Raw genomic sequence first — 21,882 nt, forward strand, 5'->3', positions numbered from 1 at the left:
ATAGACATTTGATACTGGAGAAACCCATAAATGTCTCCATCCACTGCGAGGCAGCGGCGAAGTTAAACTTTGCCTGTCATCAGAGCGCGTTCGCTTTACTGCGAGAGTTGCGGATCGACAACGCTGACCGTGAAACGCGATTGGACGACGTACTCGTCACCCTGTCGTCGAACCCCTCTTTCCTGAAGCCCAAATCCTGGCGGCTGGCTCGGATTGCTCCTGAAGGGTCGATCTCGATCAAGGATCGGGATATTGAACTTGACGGAGGGTTTCTCCTTAACCTGGCTGATGCTGTGCGCGGCACCATCACCATCACCGCCGAAAAGAACGGAGTGGTTCTGGCGGAAGAAACAAAATCCGTCGATTTGCTGGCTTATAACGAATGGGGCGGCGCAGGTTACATGCCCGAATTGCTTGCTGCATTCTCAATGCCCAACGACCCGGCGGTGGATCGTGTGCTGCGGGATGCAAGCCTCGTCTTGCGAAAAGCAGGAAAACTTGACGGCATTGATGGTTACAAGGCGGGGAGTCGTCAGCGGGTATGGGAAATCGCGTCTGCCGTCTATACCGCCATCTGCAACCTCGGTATTACCTATTCAGTGCCCCCGGCTAGCTTCGAGCGGGACGGACAAAAAATCCGGTTGCCCAGCCAAGTTTTGGAAAATCGCGTAGCAACCTGTCTCGATTGCACCATGCTGATCTCCTCGGCATTGGAGCAGGCCGGGCTCAATCCCATCATTGCACTACCCGAGGGCCATGCGGTAGTTGGCGTGTGGTTGCAGCCCGAAGAGTTCACAACCATCGTCGTCGACGAAGCAGAAACCCTGAGAAAGCGCATTCAGCTCAAGGAACTTGTGCTGATTGAGACGACCTATGCAACATCGCATCCGTCTCCACCATTTTCCAAGGCCGTTGCGGCTGCGGCGGAAGTGATTGCACCAGACAAGGATAACACCTTCAACTCGGCTATCGATATCCGCCGTGCCCGTGCCCATCGTATTTCTCCTCTCGGGCTGAAATCCAGCCAACCTTTGGGGCCAACAGGAGACGAGGGGAGAGAACGTATCGAACTTGTCCTTGAAGAGGCTCCGGTACTGCCCGACTTCGACGATGGCGCCGAGGATGAAGAGGCGCTTGACACGTCAGTTAGTCGACTGGAGCGATGGCAGCGCAAACTATTGGACCTCTCCGCGCGAAACCCGCTTCTCAATCACAAATCCACTAAAACCAGCTTGCGTTTTATCTGCCCTGCGCCGGGACTCCTGGAGGAAAAGTTGGCCGAAGGGGCACGAATTTTGATCCAGCCGGTTCCGCGCCCCACCAGTAGAGGGCAGGATGAAGAGCTTCACCGGCAACGAACCGGTGAGATTATCGCCGAAGAGTATGCCAGCAATGCGCTTGCGAAGAAGCAAGTCCTGGTCGACCTGCCGGGAGAGGAACTCGCCCGCCGCGCGATTGAAATTTACAGAAAGGCCCAAACCGCCCTTCAGGAGGGTGGCGCAAACACACTCTATTTAGCACTCGGTTTCCTGCTGTGGAAACGTGACGAGAAGGATCAGCGTCGGCTCCGTGCGCCGCTGATTCTGGTGCCCATCACTTTGGAACGAAAATCCGTCCGTAGCGGACTTCGAATGTTGGCCCATGACGATGAGCCACGCTTTAACACCACCCTTTTGGAGATGCTGCGAAAAGATTTTGAAATCGATATCCGGGGGTTGGACGGTGAACTGCCGGGAGATCAAAGAGGTATCGATGTCAGCAAGATTTGGAACAAAGTTCGCAAGGCGGTGAAAGATACGCCAGGTTTCGAGGTCGTTGAGGATGTGGTGCTGGGCCATTTTTCCTTTGCCAAATATCTCATGTGGAAGGATCTGGTCGACCGTACCGATGCGTTACGGCAGAGCGCGATTGTCAAACACCTTATCGATACGCCGCGTGACCCTTATCCCAGCGATATAGCTTTTGTGGACGGTGCCGACGTTGACCGGCATTTCAAGCCGTCCGATATGCTGACTCCGCTGCCGGCGGACTCATCGCAAATGGCGGCAATCGCTACCGCGGACCGGGGGAAAGATTTCATTATCATCGGCCCGCCTGGAACAGGCAAGAGCCAGACTATCAGCAATCTGATCGCACATACGTTGGGCAAAGGAAAGACAGTACTTTTTGTTTCGGAAAAAACCGCAGCGTTGGATGTCGTATACCGTCGTTTGAGAGACATCGGGCTGGGTCGATTCTGTTTGGAGCTTCACTCCAACAAGGCTCGTAAAGTTGATGTGCTTGCGCAATTGAGTGATGCATGGGAACACCATCAAAGCGCCAAGGCAGAAGCCTGGGAAAAGGAAGCGGAACGTCTGCGGAGCTTGCGCGATCAACTGAATTGTGTTGTGGACCGATTACATATTCCCCGCCGGAATGGCATGACCGCCCATTACGCCATCGGCGTGAAAGTCCGGGACGAGGATTTAGCGTCGCGTGCGGTGTTTTCCTGGCCGTCTTCTGATCAGCATGATGAGGACCAACTTGACGCAATGCGTGAGGCGGTCGAGAGACTCCGTGTTCAAGTCGCTGCAGTGAGGGTTGTTACTGACAGCCCGTTCCAGTTGGTGTCGCAAGGTGACTGGTCTCCACAATGGGAAGGTCAGGTGATAGAGCGGGCTGGTCGTTTATCTACGGCGGCGTCTGCGGCAGATCGCGCTTGTGAAGCACTTCTGGATGTCACCGGAATCGCTGTGCCGGATCGTTCGATGGCGCGCATGGATGCCATTGCCGAATTGGCAACGGTGTTGCTGGAGTCCTATCGCAAGCAGGCAGCCTACGCCTTGGGGTCGAACGGACCAGATTGTATCGAGGCGCTGGAAGAGGCTGTGCAGCGGCTTAAAGGCTATGCGGAAGCGCAGGCGGCGCTGAGTTGCGCTTACGAACCTATGGCTTGGCGAGAACTGGACGGGGATGACATCGCCCGGCGCTGGCAGGAAGCGGAAGCTGCCTGGTGGCCGAAGAGTTTTTTCGCCCGCCGTCGCTTGGTCAAGGATATGAAGCTAAGAGGGGCACTTGGGGTTCCAGACCCGGTTTGCGACGCGCCGGTGCTGAAGCAGTTGCGCGTGGAAGGCGAAGCCATCGACCGTCTGGACAAACAGCTTACGGAGTTTAAAGATTGGCAGGGACATACAACCAGTCCCGATACGGCGTTAGCCTTGCAGGCCCTCGGGCAACGGGCACGGCTGGCAGTCGGCAGACTGGTGGACGATGCATCGACATTGGTGGACATTCGCAACAAGGTCCGAACCCTGATGCATGACGGCAACGATTTGCTTGCGCCTGAGGCTGCGGTTGGTCGTGCGGCACAGGAGTTTTTGGCAGCCAACCGCGAGTTGCAAGAAGCTTGTGGCGCGTTTGAGGCTATTGCCGGCCAGTCGGTGAGGAAGCACTTTGCGGAAACGGGAAGAGCGCTACCTGCCATTCTGGAGACGGCCGAAACCATCGCGGCGCGCCATGCCGAATTGCGCGAATGGTGTGGTTGGCGCCGCCGTCGCGCGGAGGCAATGGACCTGGAGTTGGGGCCTTTGGTGGAAGCAATCGAGAAGGGTCATGTCCCGACCGAAGAAATTGAAGCGACTTTTGAAGCCTCATATTGCACATGGTGGTCGGGTGCGCTGATCGGAGAAGACGAGGCTTTACGAACCTTCTCGACGCCCGAGCATGTTGCGACAATTGAGAAATTCCGTGAGATCGACAGTCAATTTCAAAACCTTACGGCGGCCTACATTGCTGCCAAGTTGACGGGCGATCTCCCCGACGCCGATGACGTCAAGCGAAGTTCATCCTGGGGCGTTCTTCGCCATGAAATCCAAAAGAAAAGGCAACATAAACCGGTTCGAGAATTAATCCGGGATATACCCGACGTTCTGACCAAGCTGGCTCCCTGCCTCATGATGTCGCCGCTTTCCGTCGCCCAGTATTTGCCCGCTGATCAGGCGCTATTCGATGTCGTCATCTTTGATGAAGCATCGCAAATAACCACTTGGGATGCGGTCGGCTCGTTGGCGCGTGGCCGACAGGCCATTGTTGCCGGCGACCCGAAACAAATGCCGCCAACGAACTTCTTTGCGCGAGCTGATGACGACCCGGATGGCGAGGTGGCTACGGGAGGGGATTTGGAGAGCATCCTGGATGAAATGTTGGGGGCGGGTATTCCGCAGCGCACCCTTAACCTGCATTATCGGTCGCGTAAGGAAAGTCTCATCGCGTTCTCCAACAGCCGGTACTATGGGAATGAACTCGTCACTTTTCCCGCCCCAATACACCCAGATCGTGGTGTTCGCTTGATCAAGTCTGACGGTTTTTACGCACGTGGCAAGGCGCGCCATAACGAAGGGGAAGCAAAGGCAATCGTTGCAGAGATTTTACGAATACTAACCCACGAAAATGAAGCAGTGCGGAGACAATCCATCGGCGTCGTGACCTTCAATACCGAACAGCAGTCCCTGATCGAAAATCTGCTGGACCAAGCGCGTGCCAAAAATCCACGGATCGAATGGGCTTTTTCCATGGACAGCACGCACGAGCCGGTGTTTGTAAAAAATCTGGAAACCGTGCAGGGGGACGAGCGGGATGTAATTTTGTTCAGTGTCACTTATGGGCCGGATCAGGGTGGTCATGTCACCATGAATTTTGGCCCGCTCAATCGTGACGGGGGAGAGCGTCGCCTGAATGTTGCCATGACGAGAGCGCGTTCGGAAATGCTGGTGTTTTCCACGCTTAGTCCTGATCGTATCGACCTTTCGCGAACGCAGTCTCGAGCGGTAGCGGATTTGAAACACTTCCTGGAATATGCCGAACGCGGCCCCTCGGCACTCAGTGCGGCAGTTTATGGCCCCATGGGAGATTTTGATTCACCGTTTGAGTCTGCCGTTGCACGTGCGTTGCGCGATAAGGGCTGGGACATCCACCCGCAGGTCGGTGTGTCCGCCTACCGGATCGATCTGGGTATAGTTCACCCGGACAAGCCGGGGGTCTACCTTGCCGGCATCGAGTGCGATGGTGCCATGTATCACAGTTCCGCTTTTGCACGAGAGCGCGACAAAATTCGCCAGTCGGTACTGGAGGGGCTTGGCTGGACCTTGTTACGCGTGTGGTCGACGGATTGGTGGACCAATAGTGCCAAGGCTTTGGAAACTCTCCACCAGGCGCTGAAAGGCCGCCTGGACGTGGATCGGAGAGAGCGCGAAAAGGCACCTCGCAACATGGAGGAAAGCGCCGTGGGGGCATCTTCACGCTCTGAGCATGTTGATGGCTCCGGTGAAGAGTTTTCCATGCCGGCTATGTCCGCCGACGTGACAGTTGACGAGAATGGTGCATCAAACCAGGATTTCGAGCCGCATGGAGGTTATATTGCCGCCAGCCCTGCGATGCCGGAACCGGCAGCTAACATTATGCCATCAAAAAGAATGCAGGGGCCTTCAGGTAATCTGTGTGATAGCTATGTGCCGGCGCACTTCAGTGGAGAGGGTTATAAGGCTGATCCTGATATGTTCTATTCCGAGGAATATAAGCCCCGTCTTTCGGCCATGATCGATCATGTTATTGATACGGAAGGACCAATCCATGAAGATTTGTTGGTCCGACGCATCGCCCGCCATCACGGGTTTCAGCGCGCGGGTCGTCAGATCCGCGACATCGTGATCAGCATTGCCAAGCGTCGCAGGGGACGCACGAAAGAAGACGTTGGTATGTTTTTTTGGCGCAAGGGAACGGTCAAAGAGCGCCTTGTTCCCGCCCGCTATAAAGGCCGTGACGATGAATTGCGAAAGGTGGAATATATTTGCAATGAGGAAATCAGTGCAATTGTAAAACTGTTGTCCATCGGCAGTGATCCCATTGAATTGGCGCGCCGGATCGGCATTGCACGGTTGAGCCAGGGTGCTCGAAGCCGTTTGAGTAAAGTATTTGCTTGGAATTCGCCGCGTGGGTGACTTAATCAAAGTTAAGTATGAGAAATTCTTGCAGATTCAAACCAAATGGGTCATGAGGCCAAAACACCAATGGAAAAACAAATTGATACAACCAAAAACAAAAAACATCGCCGTGGCCTGCGCCATTGCCGAGCATAGCGCCCCTGGCTCTGTCCCCCCGGCGCGGGTGAGCATGATCGGCAACAAAACTACCATTGAATGGTATGGCCGCCACGCCGCCGCTATATCAACCCAGGACGAATCGCTCACCGACACTAAGCGTCATGGTTAAATGAACCCTCTGCAGGAGCACATCAAACACTTCACCCGCCTGAAACGCGCACCGGGGCCGATCTGGTCGGAAGCGTCCAGGGGCAGGGCGCCGCATAAGCCGCTGTTGTTGCTGGCGGTGCTTGACTTGGCCCACCGGGGGGTGATCAACTCCCCCTTTATTTCCGTTACCGATGACTTGGTGGAGTTGAACGAGCTTTTCAACCTTTACTGGCGGCGGATCGTGCCGGTGGGGCAGTCCCCCAGCAGCATCGCCTTCCCGTTTTCCCGCCTGGACCGCGAACCTTTCTGGGAACTGGTCCCCCAGCCGGGACAAACCATCACTACGCCGTTGATCAACAATACCTCGTCGGTCAGTTACCTGCGGCGCTACGCCCTGGGAGCAAAACTGGCCGACGGGATATTCCAGGCCATGCAGAGCGAAGATGGCAGGAGTGCGTTGCGGGAAGCCCTGCTCCTGTCCTGTTTTTCGACCAGTGCTCAGGCCCTGTTGCGGGAACAGTCGCGGATCAACCGTGAGGCCTACGATTACAGCCGGTTGCTGGAAGAACAGGTCCACCGGCAGGTAAAGGAGGCTATGGCGGCCGACCGCTACAGCCCGGAGGCGCGGAGCCAGGGGTTCCGGCGGTTGGTGGTGAAGACCTATGACCACCGTTGCGCCCTGTGCGGCATCCGCATCGTCACCCCGGACGGCCATACCGTGGTGGAGGCGGCCCATATCGTTCCGTGGCGCCGGACCAGAAACGACGATCTCCGCAACGGCATGGCCCTTTGCCGTACCTGCCACTGGGGGTTCGATAAAGGTATGTTGGGGGTTTCCGACCAGTACACGGTTCTCACCGCCCCCACCATTGGCATCGACCCCAACTTCCCCGGCCTGCTGTCTATGCTGGCCGGCCGGGCCATCATCCCACCGGTTGAACGCGACCACTGGCCGTCCCGGGAATATCTGGCCGCCCACCGCCGGGAGTGGCGCCTGTGAAGGCACTTAGCTGGAGGGTCCATCTATGGGTAAGGAAATAACAAAACCGGAGCACTAAGTTGAAACCATCCGAAGTCAAAGAAATTCTCACCACCGGCGAGGGGTTGCACGTGGAGTTCAAGGAGGCCCGCGACCGGCTGCCCGGTTCCTTCTTCGACACGGTTTGCGCATTCTTGAACACCGATGGCGGCACCATATATCTCGGGGTAAATGATAACGGCGGGGTCACCGGGGTGGAGCCCAGGGCCGTGGCCCGGCTGAAAAGCGACATCGCCAACCTTTCCAACAACCCCCGGCAGCTTGACCCACCCTTTTTGCTCTTCCCCCACGAGCTGGCGATTGACGGCAAAACGGTGATCGCCGTTCAGGTGCCGCTAAGTTCCCAGATTCACCGGCACGGCGGCGAGATCATGCTGCGCAGCGAGGATGGCGATTACCGCCTGCGCGGCACCCACCAACTGGCCGGGCTGGCCAACCGCAAGCTGAGCCTGTTTAGCGAACAGCGGGTCTTGCCCCACCTGACCGTCGCCGACCTGCGGCCGGAGCTGTTCGACAAGGCCCGGAGCCTGATGCGAATCGGCGACCGCCGCCACCCCTGGCTGGCCTTCAGCGATGAAGAGTTGCTGAAAGTGGGCGGATTTTTCAACCGCGATCCCAACAGCGGCCGCCCCGGTCTTACCCTGGCGGCGGCCCTGCTTTTCGGCAGCGATGAAGTTATCCAAAACGCCGTCCCCGGCTACAAGTTCGATTGCCTGCTGCGCCGCCGCAACCAGGAACGCTACGACGACCGCCTGATCGTCCGCACCAACCTGATCGACGCCTACGACCTGATGATGGGCTTCATCGAAAAGCACCTCGATGATCCCTTCCACTTGGAGGGCGATTTACGGATCAGCCTGCGGGAAAAAATCTTCCGGGAGGTCGTCTCCAATATCATCGCCCACCGGGAGTACACCAGCGCCGCCCCGGCCACCATCAAAATCTACCGCGACCGGGTGGAGCTGGAAAACCCCCACGTGGCCCACTTCTTCGGCCGGATCACCCCCGACAATGTGCGGCCCTTCCCCAAAAATCCGACCATCTGCAAGTTGATGATCCAACTCGGCCGCTTCGACGAGCTTGGCTCCGGGGTGATCAACGTCCACCGCTATCTGCCGCTCTACGCCAATGGCGCCACCCCGGTCTTCCAGGAAACGGGCCACAGTTTCGTCACCACCCTGCCGTTGACTGTGGACCGGGAAGGACAGGGGAGTGAACGGGCAACCGAACACGCCACCCCCGAAGTCGGCCAACAAGTTACCCAACAGGTCATCCAACAAGTCACCCAACAGGTCGGCAGTGCTGACGATTATTCACGACTGCTACCTGTTCTAAGGGCATGTGCGACAAAATCACTTTCAAATAAAGAGTTGCAGGCGGCTGCTGGAATCAGGGATCGCTCAACCTTCCACATCAACTACCTCACCCCGTTACTTAAACTGAACCTGCTGGAACGTACCATTCCGGACAAACCGACCAGCAGCAAGCAAAAATACCGCCTTACCGAAAAGGGCAGGCAACTGCTGGCGGCAGCTAACCACAGCACCGATAAACGCAATGAGTGGCCAGGGGACACAGGGGACTGAAATGGAGATGAGTCAACCGAAACTGCAAAAACTGCTGGACCACCTGGTCGCCTCTTGGGAAAACGAAGTGGTGGAATTCAAGCAGGCAGGCAAAGATTATCCCACCGACAAAATCGGGGAGTATTTTTCCGCTCTGGCCAACGAGGCCAATTTGCGTAATCAGGAAAGAGCTTGGCTTGTTTTCGGGGTCAACAATAAAAGCAGACAAATTGTCGGTTCCGACTACCGGCTGAACCCGGAACGGCTGCAAAGTACCAAGATGCAGATTGCCGAAAACACGGAACCAAGTGTAACTTTTCGCAATATTCATCAACTGCGAAATTCAAAGGGTCGGGTGGTACTCTTCGAGATTCCGGCAGCCCCCCGTGGAATGCCGATTGCGTGGAAAGGACACTACTATGCCCGGGCCGGGGAAAGCCTTACCCACCTTGGCCTGGACAAGCTCGATGAAATTCGTCAACAGACCATGGCTGGCGATTGGTCGGCCAGGCTGGTCGCGGATGCCACCTTCTCCCACCTTGACGAAGGCGCCTTACAGAAGGCACGCGAATCTTTTGCTCGCAAATATGCCAATAGGTTCCCGGCAGAAGAAGTCATGGCCTGGCCATTGGCAACTTTCCTTGATCGCGCCAAGTTGACTCAGGATGGCAAAATCACCCGGGCAGCAATCCTGTTGCTGGGGCGACCGGAATCTGCCTATCTCCTTTCACCGCATCCAGCGCAGATGACCTGGAAGCTGGAGGGTCCGGAACGGGCCTATGAGCACTTCGGCCCGCCTTTTCTGCTGAACACCACGCGGCTGTATCGAAGAATTCGCAATATTCAGCTTCGTCTCCTGCCCGATGAGGCTCTGTTTGCGGTGGAAGTATCCAAATACGATCAGAAAGTCGTGTTTGAAGCCCTCCACAACTGTATCGCCCATCAGGATTACAGCCGCAACGGCCGTATCCTGGTGACCGAGTTGCCGGACAAGCTGATTTTTGCAAACGAAGGTGGTTTTTTTGAGGGTAAGCCGGAAGATTACGTAACCGGCGACAAAACGCCCCATCGATACCGGAATGCCTTTTTGGCCCAGGCAATGGCCGAGTTGAACATGATCGACACCATGGGCTACGGCATATACTCCATGCACCTCGGGCAGGCCAGGCGCTATTTCCCGATGCCGGACTACGAACTGGGCGAACCGGCGGCGGTTAAGATGACAGTCTATGGCAGCGTAGTGGACCCTGCATACAGCCGCCTGCTGATTCAAAAAACCGACTTGCCGCTTGATGAGATTCTGGCGTTGGACCGGGTACAGAAACGACTGCCTATTTCCGATGATATGATCAGGCGTTTACGTCGCGATGGCCTTATTGAAGGGCGTAAGCCGAATCTGCACGTTTCCGCAACCGTGGCCAAGGTGACAGCCAGCAAGATCGATTACATCTGGACCCGGGCGCAGGACGATGACTACTATTGCAAGTTGATCACCGACTACCTGAAAAAATTCGGCAGAGCCACCCGGGGGGAAATTGACAAGCTCCTGCTGAATAAATTGAGTGATGCCCTGGGTCAGGAACAGAAGAAAAAGAAGGTCGGCAATCTACTTACAAAACTTCGCAGATCAAAAATGATCCGCAACGACGGCACCCGTGCCAAGCCAAAGTGGGTATTGGCCGAATAGCCTGTGGCCTTGCAGAAAGAAAACAATGTTTTGCAGAAAGGAATTTTTTAAAAATCAAGTTGAATCAGCGGGTTATTTTTTCTGCTTGCAGAAAGAAAAAAGAAAAAACCTGATTTGCCACCTACTGGCACAGCCGGGAATTTGTTCCCTTCGACCCCAACGATGCCGGCCACCATGTTTGAAGAAAACCGCAGGGAAGGAGTAGCCGCCCAGGTAAACTTCGCGGAGAAAGTAGAGGAGTTACAATCATGAGCGCCATACCTTCACCGGAAGCCATCAGCAATCTGCTGACCCGGATCGACCAGGTCCCGGCGGACCAGCTAGAGTCCGAGACGCTGGATTTCAAGCGCTGGCTCGATGCCAAAAAGTCACTGGCCGAGGCGGTCAAGATGGCGGTTTGCTTTGCTAACGCCGGGGGCGGGGTGGTGGTTTTCGGAGTCAAGGACGATATCCGGGGCCGGCAGCGGGCAATCACCGGTTGCAGCCGCTACGATCTGGACACCTGGCGGCGGGGCATTTATGAAGGCACCATGCCCAACCTCACGGTGGATGTGTCCGAACTGACCGAACCCGAAGGCACCCTGATTCTGGTCCGGGTCCCCAAAGGGCCGGCCCCCGCCCTACGGCACTTCCGCCGGCCTTTACCAGATCCGGGTGGGAAAAAACTGCATGCCCTATTCACCCGAGGAGTTTCAACGTCGCCAGGTCGGGCTTGGGGCATTGGATTGGAGTGCCGAGCCGGTTGACGGCCTCACACCCGAAGAGTTGGACCCCACGGAAACCGCCCGGCTGCGCATCTCCGGGAGCACGCCGACATTGACGTGACGACGGCCGCCCAACTCACCCAATTGCCCGATGGGCGAACCAGGGACCGGCTGGAACAGTTCTGTCATCGCCCCAATCCCTGGCTGGAAAGACGGGGCAAAAAAAGCGGGGTTACCTACCACCTCGCCGCCTCGGTGGCGGCGGAGCTGGTGGGTAAAGGCATCTACAGCCGCTCACGGGCCATCGACAAGGTGCAATGGCCGGTCCTGATCCGGCACTACGTCGAGCAGCATGGTTCCATCAACAACAGCGAATGCCGGGAACTGTTGCTGCTGGGCAACAGCGGATTGGCGCAAAGCTCCGTGTCCAGGTTGCTTGCCAATAGCGACTTCCTTGAGCCATACGGCTCCAGCCCTAAAACCAGGAGGTATCGGCTGAAGAATGGATAACCTTCTCTCTTTTACTCAATTTCTGGCGGTTGATGGCACGTTGTTAAGTAAATTTGTTAAGTAAATTAAGTACAGCTACCGGACAAAGAGTTGCTGAAAGTTGGCGGGTCACTCCCGAAGTTCGGGCAATGCTTTCAGTTTTAACAGCGGCCATGAGCCGGGCGAGATCATGAGCAAGCTGGGGCTGACGGATGAAAAACATTTTCGGGAACACTACCAGCAAACCAGTATAAAACTGGGGTTGATCGAGATGACCATTCCGGACAAACCGACCAGCAGCAAACAAAAATACCGCCTCACCGAAAAGGGCCGGCAATTGCTGACGGCATCGAATTTCAGCCCCGGCCAAAGCAATGAATAGCCGTTCGGCGGAATGATGGATTAAGGGTCCGGGCATGCCTGGTGTTGCCGTTGTCTGCCGTGGCGCGCCTCATGGCGGTTTTTATCCTTGCCTCCAGGCCATCCCTTTCGTATAATTCGCGTCTTTGTCAAATTTGCCCAACTTGCGTTATTTTTAAACCAAAAGGAGATTTGTAACCATGAAGTTAGGGATCAACGGCCTTGGCAGGATCGGCAAACTCTCTCTCTGGCATCACGTTTCCCGGCAGCACTTTACCGAGCTGGTGGTCAACGTGGGGCGCGAGGTTGGTACCTCGCTGGCCGATATCGCCGGGGTGATCGAGCGGGACAGCACTTACGGCCGCCTGGCCAACTACCTCTATGGTTGCAAGGCTCCCAATTCGGTGATCACCGACCTGGATGAGGGCAAGGGTACCATGAAGGTCAACGGGGTGCCGGTGACCATTCTGCGCCAGTCCCGCGACCCCAAGGGTATTGCCTGGAAAGATAACGGGGTTAGGCTGGTGGTGGATACCACCGGCGCCTTTACCGATCCCACCGCCGATGCCGACGCCCCCCGGGGCTCGCTGCGCGGCCACTTGCAGGGCGGGGCCGAGAAAGTGCTGCTTTCGGCGCCCTTCAAGATCAAGCAGAAGGGTCTGGAGATGCCCGAAGACGCGGTGACCACGGTGATGGGCATCAACGACACCGACTACGACTCCGCCCGCCACTCCCTGATCTCGGCGGCCTCCTGCACCACCACCTGCCTGGCCTTCATGGTCAAGCCCCTGCTCGATTACTTCGGGGCAGACAAGTTTTTAAGCGCCTCCATGGTCACCGTCCATGCCGCCACCGGCAGCCAGCCGGTGCTGGACCGGGTGCCAGGCGCCGGGGCCACCGACCTGCGCAAGAACCGCAGCATCCTGAACAACATCGTGCTCACCTCCACCGGGGCGGCCAAGGCCCTGTTTCTGGTGTTGCCCGAGATGAAGAAGATCGGCTTCATCGCCGAATCGGTGCGGATTCCCACCTCCTCCGGTTCGTTGATCATCCTGGTGGTCAACTTCCAGGATGACCCGGAACGCCCCATCAACCGTGAGCTGATCAACTCGGTCTATAGCGACTTCGGCAAGCAGACCAGTTACCTGATGTACAGCGACGAGCAACTGGTGTCCGGCGATATCGTCGGCGCGCCGGCTGCCGCGGCGGTTATTGAAGGCAAGGAAACCCATACCCGCACCGCCAATATCAACGTCAACATGGGCCAGTTCAAGTGCGAAGGCGCCCCGGACAAACTGGAGGTGCCGGTTACCCAGGCGGTGATCTACGGCTGGTACGACAACGAGTTGGGCAGCTACACCAACCTGCTGGGTGACCGTACCGTGAGCATCGCCGAAGAGATGGTTTAAGGCAAGCGGCACCCTGTGACCGCTTACCGGTGAAGCCGGTTGGTGAAAATTTTTATCAGAGACCTGGCGGCGGCGGACCTGCCGGCGGTGGCGGCCATGGAGGCCGATGAACCCGGCGGCTGGAGCCTGGAGCAATGGACCGCCGAACTGGCCCGCGCCGGCGGCTGGCAATTGGTTGCCCTTGATTCGGCAACCGGCCGGGTGATAGGATATATGGCCGGGATGGCGGTCGGGAACGAGGCGGAGATCTTCCGCCTGCTGGTGGCCCCGGACTGCCGCCGGCGCGGGGTGGCCACCGGTTTGCTGCGGCAGCTCTGGAAGCGGTTGCCCGGCCTGGGGGTAACTTCCTGTTTTCTGGAAGTCAGGGCCGCCAACCGGGCCGCCCTGGAGTTGTACCGGCAAATGGGGTTTGAGCACTGCGGCCTGCGACCCGGCTATTACCACGACCCCGAGGATGACGCGGTGGTGCTGGCGCGGCCGGTGGCAAAGGGGCCGAACATGCTTAACCAAGGAGGGAGCGCGTGAAAAATATCAGGGATATCGACTTAAAAGATAAAAAGGTGCTGATCCGGGTGGACTTCAACGTTCCCCTGGACGAGCAGGGCAACATCACCGACGACATTCGCATCCGCTCGGTGCTGCCCACCCTGAACCACGCCCTGGATGAAAACGCTGCGGTGATCATCTGTTCCCATATGGGTCGCCCCAAGGGCCAGCCCAAGCCGGAGTTCAGCCTGGCCCCGGCGGCCAAGCGGCTCTCCCGGCTGATCGCCAAGGAGGTCAGGCTGGCCCCGGACTGTGTCGGGCCGGAGGTGGAAAAGCTGGCCGCCGAACTTAAACCTGGTGAAGTGCTGCTGCTGGAAAACCTGCGCTTTCACCCCGAGGAGCAGGCCAACGACGAAGAGTTTGCCCGCCGCCTGGCGGCCCTGGCCGATGTCTACATCAACGACGCCTTTGCCGTGGCCCACCGGGCCCACGCCTCGGTGGTGGGGGTGCCCCGCCAGATCAAGGAAGCCGGGGCCGGTTTTCTGCTGCAAAAAGAGATGGATTACTTCCACCGCTCGGTGGGCGACCCGGCCCGGCCGCTGGTGGCCGTCATCGGCGGGGCCAAGGTTTCCAGCAAGCTCGGGGCGCTTACCAACATGCTGGACCGGGTGGACAAGATGATCATCGGCGGCGCCATGGCCAATACTTTTCTGAAAAGCCAGGGCCTGGATGTGGGCCGTTCCAAGGTGGAAGAAGAGCTGCTGGACACCGCCCGGGAGTTGCTGGCCAAGGCCAAGGCCAAAGGGGTCAAGCTCTACCTGCCGGTGGACTGCATCGTCGCCCAGGAGTTGGATGCCAAGGCGGAGACCAAGCGGGTCACCTGCCAGGAGATTCCCGCCGAATGGATGGCGCTGGATATCGGCCCGGCCACCACCATGCTTTTTACCGAGGCCCTGGAAGATGCCAAGACCATCATCTGGAACGGCCCCATGGGGGTCTTTGAGGTAGATGCCTTTGCCCGGGGCACCATGGCCATGGTCCAGGCCCTGGTTCGTTCCCACGCCCTGACCATCGTCGGCGGTGGCGATACCGACGTGGCCATTCACCGGGCCGGCGAGGTGGACAGCATTTCCTACGTCTCCACCGGTGGCGGCGCCTTTCTGATGCTGATGGAAGGCAAAAAGCTGCCGGGGGTTGAAGTCCTTGGCGGGTAAAGCCGCGCTCCATGCCGCCAAACTGGTTTGGCAAAGTTTTGAAATAAAAAAACGGCCGGAGGAGATTCTATGCGTACCCCGCTGATTGCCGGGAACTGGAAGATGCACCTGAACCTCGATCAGGCCGCCGAGCTGGCGGCGGCGGTGGCCGGGGTGGCGGAGGCTTGCCCCGACCGGGAAGTTATGATCGCGCCGCCCTTCACCGCCCTGGCCCGGGTGCGGGAGGTGGCCGGGGAACGGCTGATCCTGGCCGGCCAGAACGTCTGCTGGGAGGAGAAAGGCGCCTTTACCGGCGAGATTGCCCCGCCCATGCTGCGCGAGTTGGGTTGCCGGATGGCAATCGTCGGCCACTCCGAGCGCCGCCACGTCTTCGGCGAAGACGATGCCATGGTCAACCGCCGCCTGCGCGGGGCCATGGCCCACGGCCTGGTGCCTATCCTCTGCATTGGCGAGACCCTGGATGAGCGGGAGGCCGGCCAAACCATGGCGGTGCTGGAACGGCAGGTGCGGGATGGTCTGCAGCAGGTGGAAATCAGCGAGGCCGCCGGCCTGGTGATCGCCTATGAACCGGTTTGGGCCATCGGCACCGGCAAAACCGCCAGCCCCGACCAGGCTCAGGAGGCCCATGAATTTGTGCGCCGATTGCTTTGCGAGGTCTATGAGAAAAATATTGCCGCCGGCATCAGAATACTGTATGGTGGCAGCGTTAATGCCGCCAATGTTGATGAAATCATGGCCCAGGCGGATGTTGACGGTGCCCTGGTCGGCGGCGCGTCATTGTCGGCCGAAACTTTTGAGCGCATCATCCGCTTTGCTTAATTTGCCGGGTGGGCGCTGTTTTTATTCTCGGTGAGAGTTAAGGATGTATACAGTTTTAATTGTTTCCCATATCCTGGTTTGCCTATTTCTGGTGACCATCGTGCTGCTGCAGCACGGCAAGGGGGCCTCCATCGGCGCCTCTTTCGGCGGTTCCAGCCAGACGGTGTTCGGCACCGAAGGGCCGTTGCCGCTGATGAACAAGATCACCACCATGGCTGCCGTGGTGTTCATGATCACCTCGATTTCACTGGCTTATATCTCCAGCCGGGCCGGCGACGGTTCGGTAATGGAAAGGGTGCGGACCACTCCGGCGCCCATCGAGGAAGTGCTGCCGGAAAGCGACGAGCCGGTAACCATCCCGCTGCCGGGTGCCACCGATGGCGACGTCCCGCGCACCTTCCCGGGTGAAGCAGAATAAAAAACGCCGAAGTGGTGGAACTGGTAGACACGCTATCTTGAGGGGGTAGTGGGGCAACCCGTGCGAGTTCGAGTCTCGCCTTCGGCACCAAATCATAATCCAGCGAAGTTTGCTGAAGCATTGCAACCCCGTCCATCCGGCCAGATCGGCCAACGATGCACGGGGTTTTTTCATGCCTGGTCAATTGGCCAGCAGTTGCATCCAGTGGTGGGCTTCGGCCGGGCCGGGGGTGCCGGCGGGGTAGGTTTGCAGCAGTTTGGCGGCGGTTTCCGGGCAGCTTTCGCACTCGGCCAGAATCGGGGTCAGGAAGGACCACGACAACTCCACCCCGTCCTGGCGCCAGAACAGCATGTGGTCGCCGATGATGCAGTCCAGCAGGACCATTTCGTAGGCGTCGAAGTTTACCGCTCCCCGTTCTCCCTGGCGGCGTTCGTAGTTGAAGCCCATCTCCGCCCGGTGCAGGCATTCCTTGCTGCCCGGGGTTTTGGCCTGGAAGTTCAAGGTGATCTTCTCTTCCGGGTAAATTTCCAGCACCAGCCGGTTGGCCAGCAGGTTGGCCGCCGTTTCATGGTTGAACATGGAGTGGGGAACTTCCTTGAACTGGATGACGATCCGGCTCTCCTTGGCCGGCATCCGCTTGCCGGAAACCAGGTAGAACGGCACCCCCCGCCAGCGCCAGTTGTCGATGCCCAGCTTCATGGCGGCGAAGGTGGGGGTCAGGGAGTCCGGCGCCACGCCCGGTTCTTGGCGGTAACCCGGAACCTCCCGGCCGTCGATGGTGCCGGGGCCGTACTGCCCCAGCACCAGGTTGTCGCTCAGCCGCCCCCGGTTCAGTGGCTTCAAGGCCCGGAAGATCTTGGTTTTTTCGTCATGCACCTGGATATCCTTGAAGCGGCTGGGCGGCTCCATGGCGGTAAGGGCCAGCAGTTGCATCATGTGGTTCTGGAACATGTCCCGCAGTACCCCGGCCTGCTCGTAAAACCCGGCCCGGTGTTCCACCCCCAGCTTTTCGGCGCTGATGATCCCCACATAATCGACGTAATTGCGGTTCCACAGAGGCTCGAAGATGGCGTTGGCAAAGCGCAGCATCAGGATGTTCTGCACCGTTTCCTTGGCCAGATAATGATCGATGCGGAAAATCTGCTCTTCACTGAACCCGGCATGCAGGGTTTGGTCCAGCGCTTGGGCAGAGGCCAGGTCGTGGCCGAAGGGTTTTTCCACCACGATCCGGGACCAGTGGGCGGCGTCTTGGTTCGACAGGCCCGCCGGGCCCAGTTGGGTGGCGATCACCGGATACAGGGCCGGCGGTACCGACAGGTAGAACATGCGGTTGGGGGCGGTGCCCCGTTGCCGGTCCAGTTGGTTCAACAACTCTGCAAGTTGCCGGTAGGAGTCGGGGGAGTCGTAGGAAAGTTGCTGGTAGAAGAGGTTGGCGGCGAAACGCTGCCAGCCCTCGCTGCTGGTTTCGGCTTGCCGGTCTGGTTCAAACTCCGCCAGGTGGCGGCGAAACTCCTCGTGGCTCATGGCACTGCGGCCGCAGCCCACGATGTTGAAACGCTCCGGCAGGCAACCATGGGCAAACAAGTTGGCCAGGGCGGGGATCAGCTTGCGGGCGGTAAGATCGCCGGAAGCGCCGAAAATCACGATGCTGCACGAGGGCAGTTCAGAACTGTTGCGCAGGTTGCAGGAGCCTTGGGTGGTGCGTTGCCGGCAATCAGTTTGCTGCAAAGACATACTTGCTACTCCCTTTCAGTTGTGGTTTGTGCCCGCGGGGCCGGCAAATGCCGGCCTTTCAGCAGGGCGCGGGCCGGGGCCAGGCCGGAGAGCAGAAACATGGTCACCGCCGCCGCCGGCAACCAGGGGATGTCGGTAAGCAGGTAAGCGGAGAGCAGCAGCAAGGCGGTCAGCAGTGGCAGCAAGGCGAACAGCAGGTGGTTTTGTTGCCGCCCGTGGCCCATCTTCCCGTCGGTTGCCAAGGCAGTGGCCGGGGCTCCATGGGCGCTCACCCCACCCTGGTCGCGCAGCAGCAGGTAATAAATGCCGAAGGTGGCCCAACTGAAATGGGCCAGATGGGCATGCAGGCTCAGCACCACCTTGGTCCCCGGGCCATAACCATAACCCAGGATGTAGGCCAGCAGATACCAGATTCCGGTCAGGCTGGTGAGCAGCAGCCCGATAAAGGCGGTCAGCAGAAACGGCTCCCGCAGGCGATGGGCCTGGAGCAGGTACCAGCTGATGAGCAGCAGCAGCAAAACGGCGCTGGCCAATTTCAGCGGCGGCCAGGCCAGCAGCATGCCGGCAAACATACTCAGCACCCCGCCCACCAGCAGCACCGCCGTCAATCTTATCCGTTTGGCGCTGATTTTTAACAGGTCCACGTAACGGGAGAAAAGCAGCAGCGACATGGGAAAGGAAAAGGCCAGCAGGACGTAAGAAAAACGGGTTTTAAAGCCAAATAGCTCGGAAAAATTCAAAGCATAGATAAAATATAGCCAACTCAGCAAAGAGATGATCACCGCCCAGGTTAGAAAGAGGTCTTCCCGGCGGTTGGTGGTGGGGATAAAATAAAAAAAGAGGGTTGCGGAAGTAAGCAGAAAGGCCCCGCCGGTGACGGTGAGCAGCAGTTTGTTAGTCAGCAGGGCGCCTGCCGCCAGCAGCAGCGAGAGGATGGCCAGCAGACGCCGCAGGGCGGCGGTTTTTTCGCCGTAGCGGGCCGGGCTGACCAGAAAGTGCAGCAGCATGGTATAGCTGAACCCCAGCACCCCGATAAAACCGTGGGTGTTGATGTCGGGGGCCAGTAGCGCTCCGCCCTGGCCGGGCCAGGCGGTAAGAGCGGTGAGCATGAAATGGATCAGGCAGGCAAATTCTAGCATAATCGCCATTTATCGCCCAATGTGCCATGGCTGTCAAGGCGGAAAAAATCCATCCTGGCCGTTGCCTTGGGGGTGCACGGTTGACTTTTAAGCGGTTTTTGTTGTAGTCAATAGAATCCATTAAGGTAGCAGAGCGCACTTTTGCTGAGGGATGCTGGTATGGCGGAAAGCGAGAAAGAACAGGGGGCGGTGTTCAGTCGCCGTTCAGCCCTGAAAATCTTTGCCCTGGCCGGGGCCGCCGGGGCTTTCGGGCTGACCTTCGCCGGAGGTGAGCGGGGCTGGCAGGTGGTGCGCCGGGGACAGGTGCTTATGGGTACCCCTGTGGACCTGGTGGTCTACAGCCGCGACCGGGATCAGGCCCAGGCGGCGGTGGCTGCCACTTTGGCCCGGATGGGCGAGCTGGAGTCCCGGCTCAGCCGGTTTAACCCCGACAGCGAGGTGGGGCGGCTCAACCGCAGCGGGGAGATCGACGAGGCCGGCGAAGATCTGCTGGCGGTGCTGGCTTTGGCGCAACAGGTCAGCGCCAAAAGTGACGGCGCTTTCGATATCACCACGCTGCCCCTGCTGCTCCGGCACCAGCAGGGTTTGACCGCCGACCCGGACCAGATCGCGGCGGCCCGGCGGGCCGTGGCCTATGAGCAGTTGCAGGTCGGCAAGCGGCGGGTGCGCTTGGGCCGGCCGGGGATGGGGATCACTTTGGATGGCATCGGCAAGGGCTATATCGTCGATCGCGGGGTGGATACCCTGGCGGCCCACGGCTTTGACCGGGTTTACGTGGCCGCCGGCGGCGACCTGGTGGCCCGGGGCGGCAAACCCCGCAATGAGCCCTGGCGCATCGGCATCGCCCCGCCCCGGCCGGGGATGAACCGCGAGCTGGCGGTGGTGGCCGGCGACAACCTGGCGGTGGCCACCTCGGGCGATTATCTGCAGCATTTCAGCGCCGATTACCGGCACCATCATATTATCAACCCCCGTACCGGCTTTTCGCCGCCGCAGTTGGCCAGTTGCACCGTCACCGCCCCCGACGCGGCCCTGGCCGATGCCCTGGCCACCGCCTGCCTGGTGCTGGGGCTGCCCGATTCCCTGGACCTGCTGGCCGCTTTTCCCGGCTGTGAAGGTTATTTTATCGATAAGGACCTCAAGGTCCGGCATACCGACGGGTTTCGCGTCTAAACCATGGAATCCATGGAACTCACCATCGCCAGGGGACTGGATATTCCCATCAGCGGGGCGCCGCGCCAGGTTATCGAGCCCGCCGGCCGGGTCGGCCACGTGGCTCTGCTGGCCGACGATTACCCCGGCCTGCGCCCCTCCATGGAGGTGCGGGAAGGCGATCGGGTGGCCGCCGGCCAGGTGCTGTTCACCGATAAGCAAAACCCCGGGGTCAACTTCACCGCCCCGGCCGCCGGGGTGGTCAGCGCCATCAACCGGGGGGCGCGGCGCCGCTTGCAATCGGTGGTGATCGCCCTTGAGGGCGATGAGCAGCGCTCCTTTGCGGTCGGCGGCGGGGAAGGGCGCTCGCCGGAAAAAATCCGCCGGGTACTGGTGGACTCCGGCCTCTGGACGGCTTTCAAAACCCGGCCTTACGGCAAGGTGGCCTCGCCGTCGGCTTCGCCCGCCGCCCTGTTTGTCACCGCCATCGACACCCGGCCCCTGGCCGCCGAGCCGGCGGTGGTGATTGCCGAGGCGTCGGAGGATTTCCGGGCCGGGCTGCAACTGCTCGCCACTCTGGCGCCCAAAACCTATCTCTGCACCTCGCCGCCGGCGGCACCCTTGCCCGGCGAAGATCTGCCGGGCATCACCGTGGCCCGTTTCAGCGGTCCCCATCCCGCCGGTCTGCCTTCCACCCATATCCACTTTCTCGACCCGGTGGGGCCGGGCAAGGAGGTCTGGCAGATCGGTTACCAGGATGTCATGGCCATCGGCCACCTCTTCCGCCATGGGCGGCTTGCCAGCTCACAGGTGGTGGCCCTGGCCGGGCCGGGCATGGCCAACCCCCGCTTGGTAAGGACGGCTCGCGGCGCGGCTCTGCCCGAACTGCTGCGCGATGAGCTGGTGACCGGCGCCTTGCCGCCCGAGACATCGCCGGAGAACCTTCAGGGGGGAGGGCAAGCTGCGGCCTTGCCCGGTCGTTTGTACCGGCTGATCTCCGGCTCGGTGCTGGACGGCCACCACGCCCACGGCCCTTTTGCCTACCTGGGCCGTTACCACCAGCAGATCTGCGCCCTGCCCGAAGACGACGGCAGTTGCCTCTTTGGCTGGGCGCGCCCCGGCTGGGATCGCTTTTCCCTGGTGCCGGCCTTCCTCTCGGCCCTGCGCCGCCGGCCGTTTGCCATGAGCACCGCCACCTGGGGCGGCCGCCGGGCCATCTTCCCCCTGGGCACCTACGAGCGGGTGATGCCGCTGGATATCATCGCCACCTCCCTGCTCAAAGCCCTGGCCTCCGGCAACCTGGAACGCTGCCTGGAGTTGGGGGTGCTGGAACTGGTGGAAGAGGATCTGGCCCTGTGCAGCTTTGTCTGCCCCGGCAAGAACGATTTCGCTCCCCTCCTGCGGGAGATGCTGACCCGGATCGAAGAGGAGGCGTGAAGC

The 21,882-nt window shown here is 59.4% G+C and carries 17 protein-coding genes and 1 tRNA gene; 16 read left to right on the forward strand and 2 right to left on the reverse strand.

Annotation, left to right across the window (positions count from 1 at the left end; genetic code table 11):
- The first annotated feature begins 8 nt into the window (after positions 1-8).
- The 14 genes from proA (at position 9) to DAAHT2_RS00215 (ending at position 16,507) form a co-directional block, all read left to right on the forward strand.
- Positions 9-5,975 carry an anti-phage protein ProA gene (gene proA / locus DAAHT2_RS00150; protein WP_013162274.1) on the forward strand — a complete coding sequence of 1,989 codons (5,967 nt, stop codon included), beginning with the start codon at positions 9-11 and terminating at the stop codon, positions 5,973-5,975.
- Positions 5,968-6,246, forward strand: coding sequence for a hypothetical protein (locus tag DAAHT2_RS00155; RefSeq protein ID WP_013162275.1), 279 nt, complete (start codon positions 5,968-5,970; stop codon positions 6,244-6,246). Before proA ends, DAAHT2_RS00155 begins: the two co-directional genes overlap by 8 nt.
- On the forward strand, positions 6,247-7,227 hold the full coding sequence (locus DAAHT2_RS00160) for an HNH endonuclease (RefSeq protein WP_013162276.1): 981 nt from the start codon (positions 6,247-6,249) through the stop codon (positions 7,225-7,227).
- 59 nt (positions 7,228-7,286) lie between these two features.
- Complete coding sequence (locus DAAHT2_RS00165; protein ID WP_013162277.1) at positions 7,287-8,852, forward strand: RNA/DNA-binding domain-containing protein; 1,566 nt, start codon at positions 7,287-7,289, stop codon at positions 8,850-8,852.
- Between the two features lie 7 nt (positions 8,853-8,859).
- Positions 8,860-10,518 carry an RNA-binding domain-containing protein gene (locus DAAHT2_RS00170; RefSeq protein ID WP_041719071.1) on the forward strand — a complete coding sequence of 553 codons (1,659 nt, stop codon included), beginning with the start codon at positions 8,860-8,862 and terminating at the stop codon, positions 10,516-10,518.
- Positions 10,519-10,766: 248 nt separating this feature from the next.
- Complete coding sequence (locus DAAHT2_RS00175; protein WP_041718742.1) at positions 10,767-11,264, forward strand: AlbA family DNA-binding domain-containing protein; 498 nt, start codon at positions 10,767-10,769, stop codon at positions 11,262-11,264.
- Positions 11,265-11,339: 75 nt separating this feature from the next.
- Entirely contained in the window at positions 11,340-11,732 is a 393-nt protein-coding gene (locus DAAHT2_RS00180; protein ID WP_157861376.1) for a hypothetical protein, read from the forward strand.
- 169 nt (positions 11,733-11,901) lie between these two features.
- Complete coding sequence (locus DAAHT2_RS00185) at positions 11,902-12,093, forward strand: Fic family protein (protein WP_049824431.1); 192 nt, start codon at positions 11,902-11,904, stop codon at positions 12,091-12,093.
- Between the two features lie 178 nt (positions 12,094-12,271).
- Positions 12,272-13,480: a type I glyceraldehyde-3-phosphate dehydrogenase gene (locus DAAHT2_RS00190; RefSeq protein ID WP_013162279.1), complete on the forward strand. Its 1,209-nt coding sequence runs from the start codon at positions 12,272-12,274 to the stop codon at positions 13,478-13,480.
- A gap of 42 nt (positions 13,481-13,522) precedes the next feature.
- Positions 13,523-14,005 carry a ribosomal protein S18-alanine N-acetyltransferase gene (rimI, locus tag DAAHT2_RS00195; RefSeq protein ID WP_013162280.1) on the forward strand — a complete coding sequence of 161 codons (483 nt, stop codon included), beginning with the start codon at positions 13,523-13,525 and terminating at the stop codon, positions 14,003-14,005.
- The gene (locus tag DAAHT2_RS00200) at positions 14,002-15,180 is read left to right on the forward strand and encodes a phosphoglycerate kinase (RefSeq protein WP_013162281.1); all 1,179 of its coding nucleotides are present in this window, start codon (positions 14,002-14,004) and stop codon (positions 15,178-15,180) included. The genes rimI and DAAHT2_RS00200 overlap by 4 nt, the downstream gene beginning before the upstream one ends.
- A 69-nt stretch (positions 15,181-15,249) precedes the next feature.
- Positions 15,250-15,999, forward strand: a complete 750-nt coding sequence (gene tpiA, locus DAAHT2_RS00205) for a triose-phosphate isomerase (RefSeq protein WP_013162282.1) — start codon at positions 15,250-15,252, stop codon at positions 15,997-15,999.
- Positions 16,000-16,042: 43 nt separating this feature from the next.
- Complete coding sequence (gene secG, locus DAAHT2_RS00210; protein WP_013162283.1) at positions 16,043-16,417, forward strand: preprotein translocase subunit SecG; 375 nt, start codon at positions 16,043-16,045, stop codon at positions 16,415-16,417.
- Between the two features lie 5 nt (positions 16,418-16,422).
- Positions 16,423-16,507 (forward strand) — tRNA-Leu (locus DAAHT2_RS00215).
- A gap of 90 nt (positions 16,508-16,597) precedes the next feature.
- On the opposite strand, the gene zwf is transcribed toward DAAHT2_RS00215, so the two are convergent.
- Positions 16,598-18,151, reverse strand: coding sequence for a glucose-6-phosphate dehydrogenase (gene zwf / locus DAAHT2_RS00220; RefSeq protein WP_013162284.1), 1,554 nt, complete (start codon positions 18,149-18,151; stop codon positions 16,598-16,600).
- A 5-nt stretch (positions 18,152-18,156) separates the two neighbouring features.
- Positions 18,157-19,299, reverse strand: a complete 1,143-nt coding sequence (locus DAAHT2_RS00225) for a hypothetical protein (RefSeq protein WP_013162285.1) — start codon at positions 19,297-19,299, stop codon at positions 18,157-18,159.
- Positions 19,300-19,449: 150 nt separating this feature from the next.
- Here DAAHT2_RS00225 and DAAHT2_RS00230 point away from each other — a divergent pair, with 150 nt between their 5' ends.
- Entirely contained in the window at positions 19,450-20,463 is a 1,014-nt protein-coding gene (locus tag DAAHT2_RS00230; protein WP_013162286.1) for an FAD:protein FMN transferase, read from the forward strand.
- Positions 20,464-20,466: 3 nt separating this feature from the next.
- Positions 20,467-21,879 (forward strand): NADH:ubiquinone reductase (Na(+)-transporting) subunit A, encoded by a 1,413-nt coding sequence (gene nqrA, locus DAAHT2_RS00235; protein WP_013162287.1) that lies wholly within the window; start codon positions 20,467-20,469, stop codon positions 21,877-21,879.
- Positions 21,880-21,882: the final 3 nt, after the last annotated feature.

Source organism: Desulfurivibrio alkaliphilus AHT 2 (assembly GCF_000092205.1).
Taxonomy (GTDB): domain Bacteria; phylum Desulfobacterota; class Desulfobulbia; order Desulfobulbales; family Desulfurivibrionaceae; genus Desulfurivibrio; species Desulfurivibrio alkaliphilus.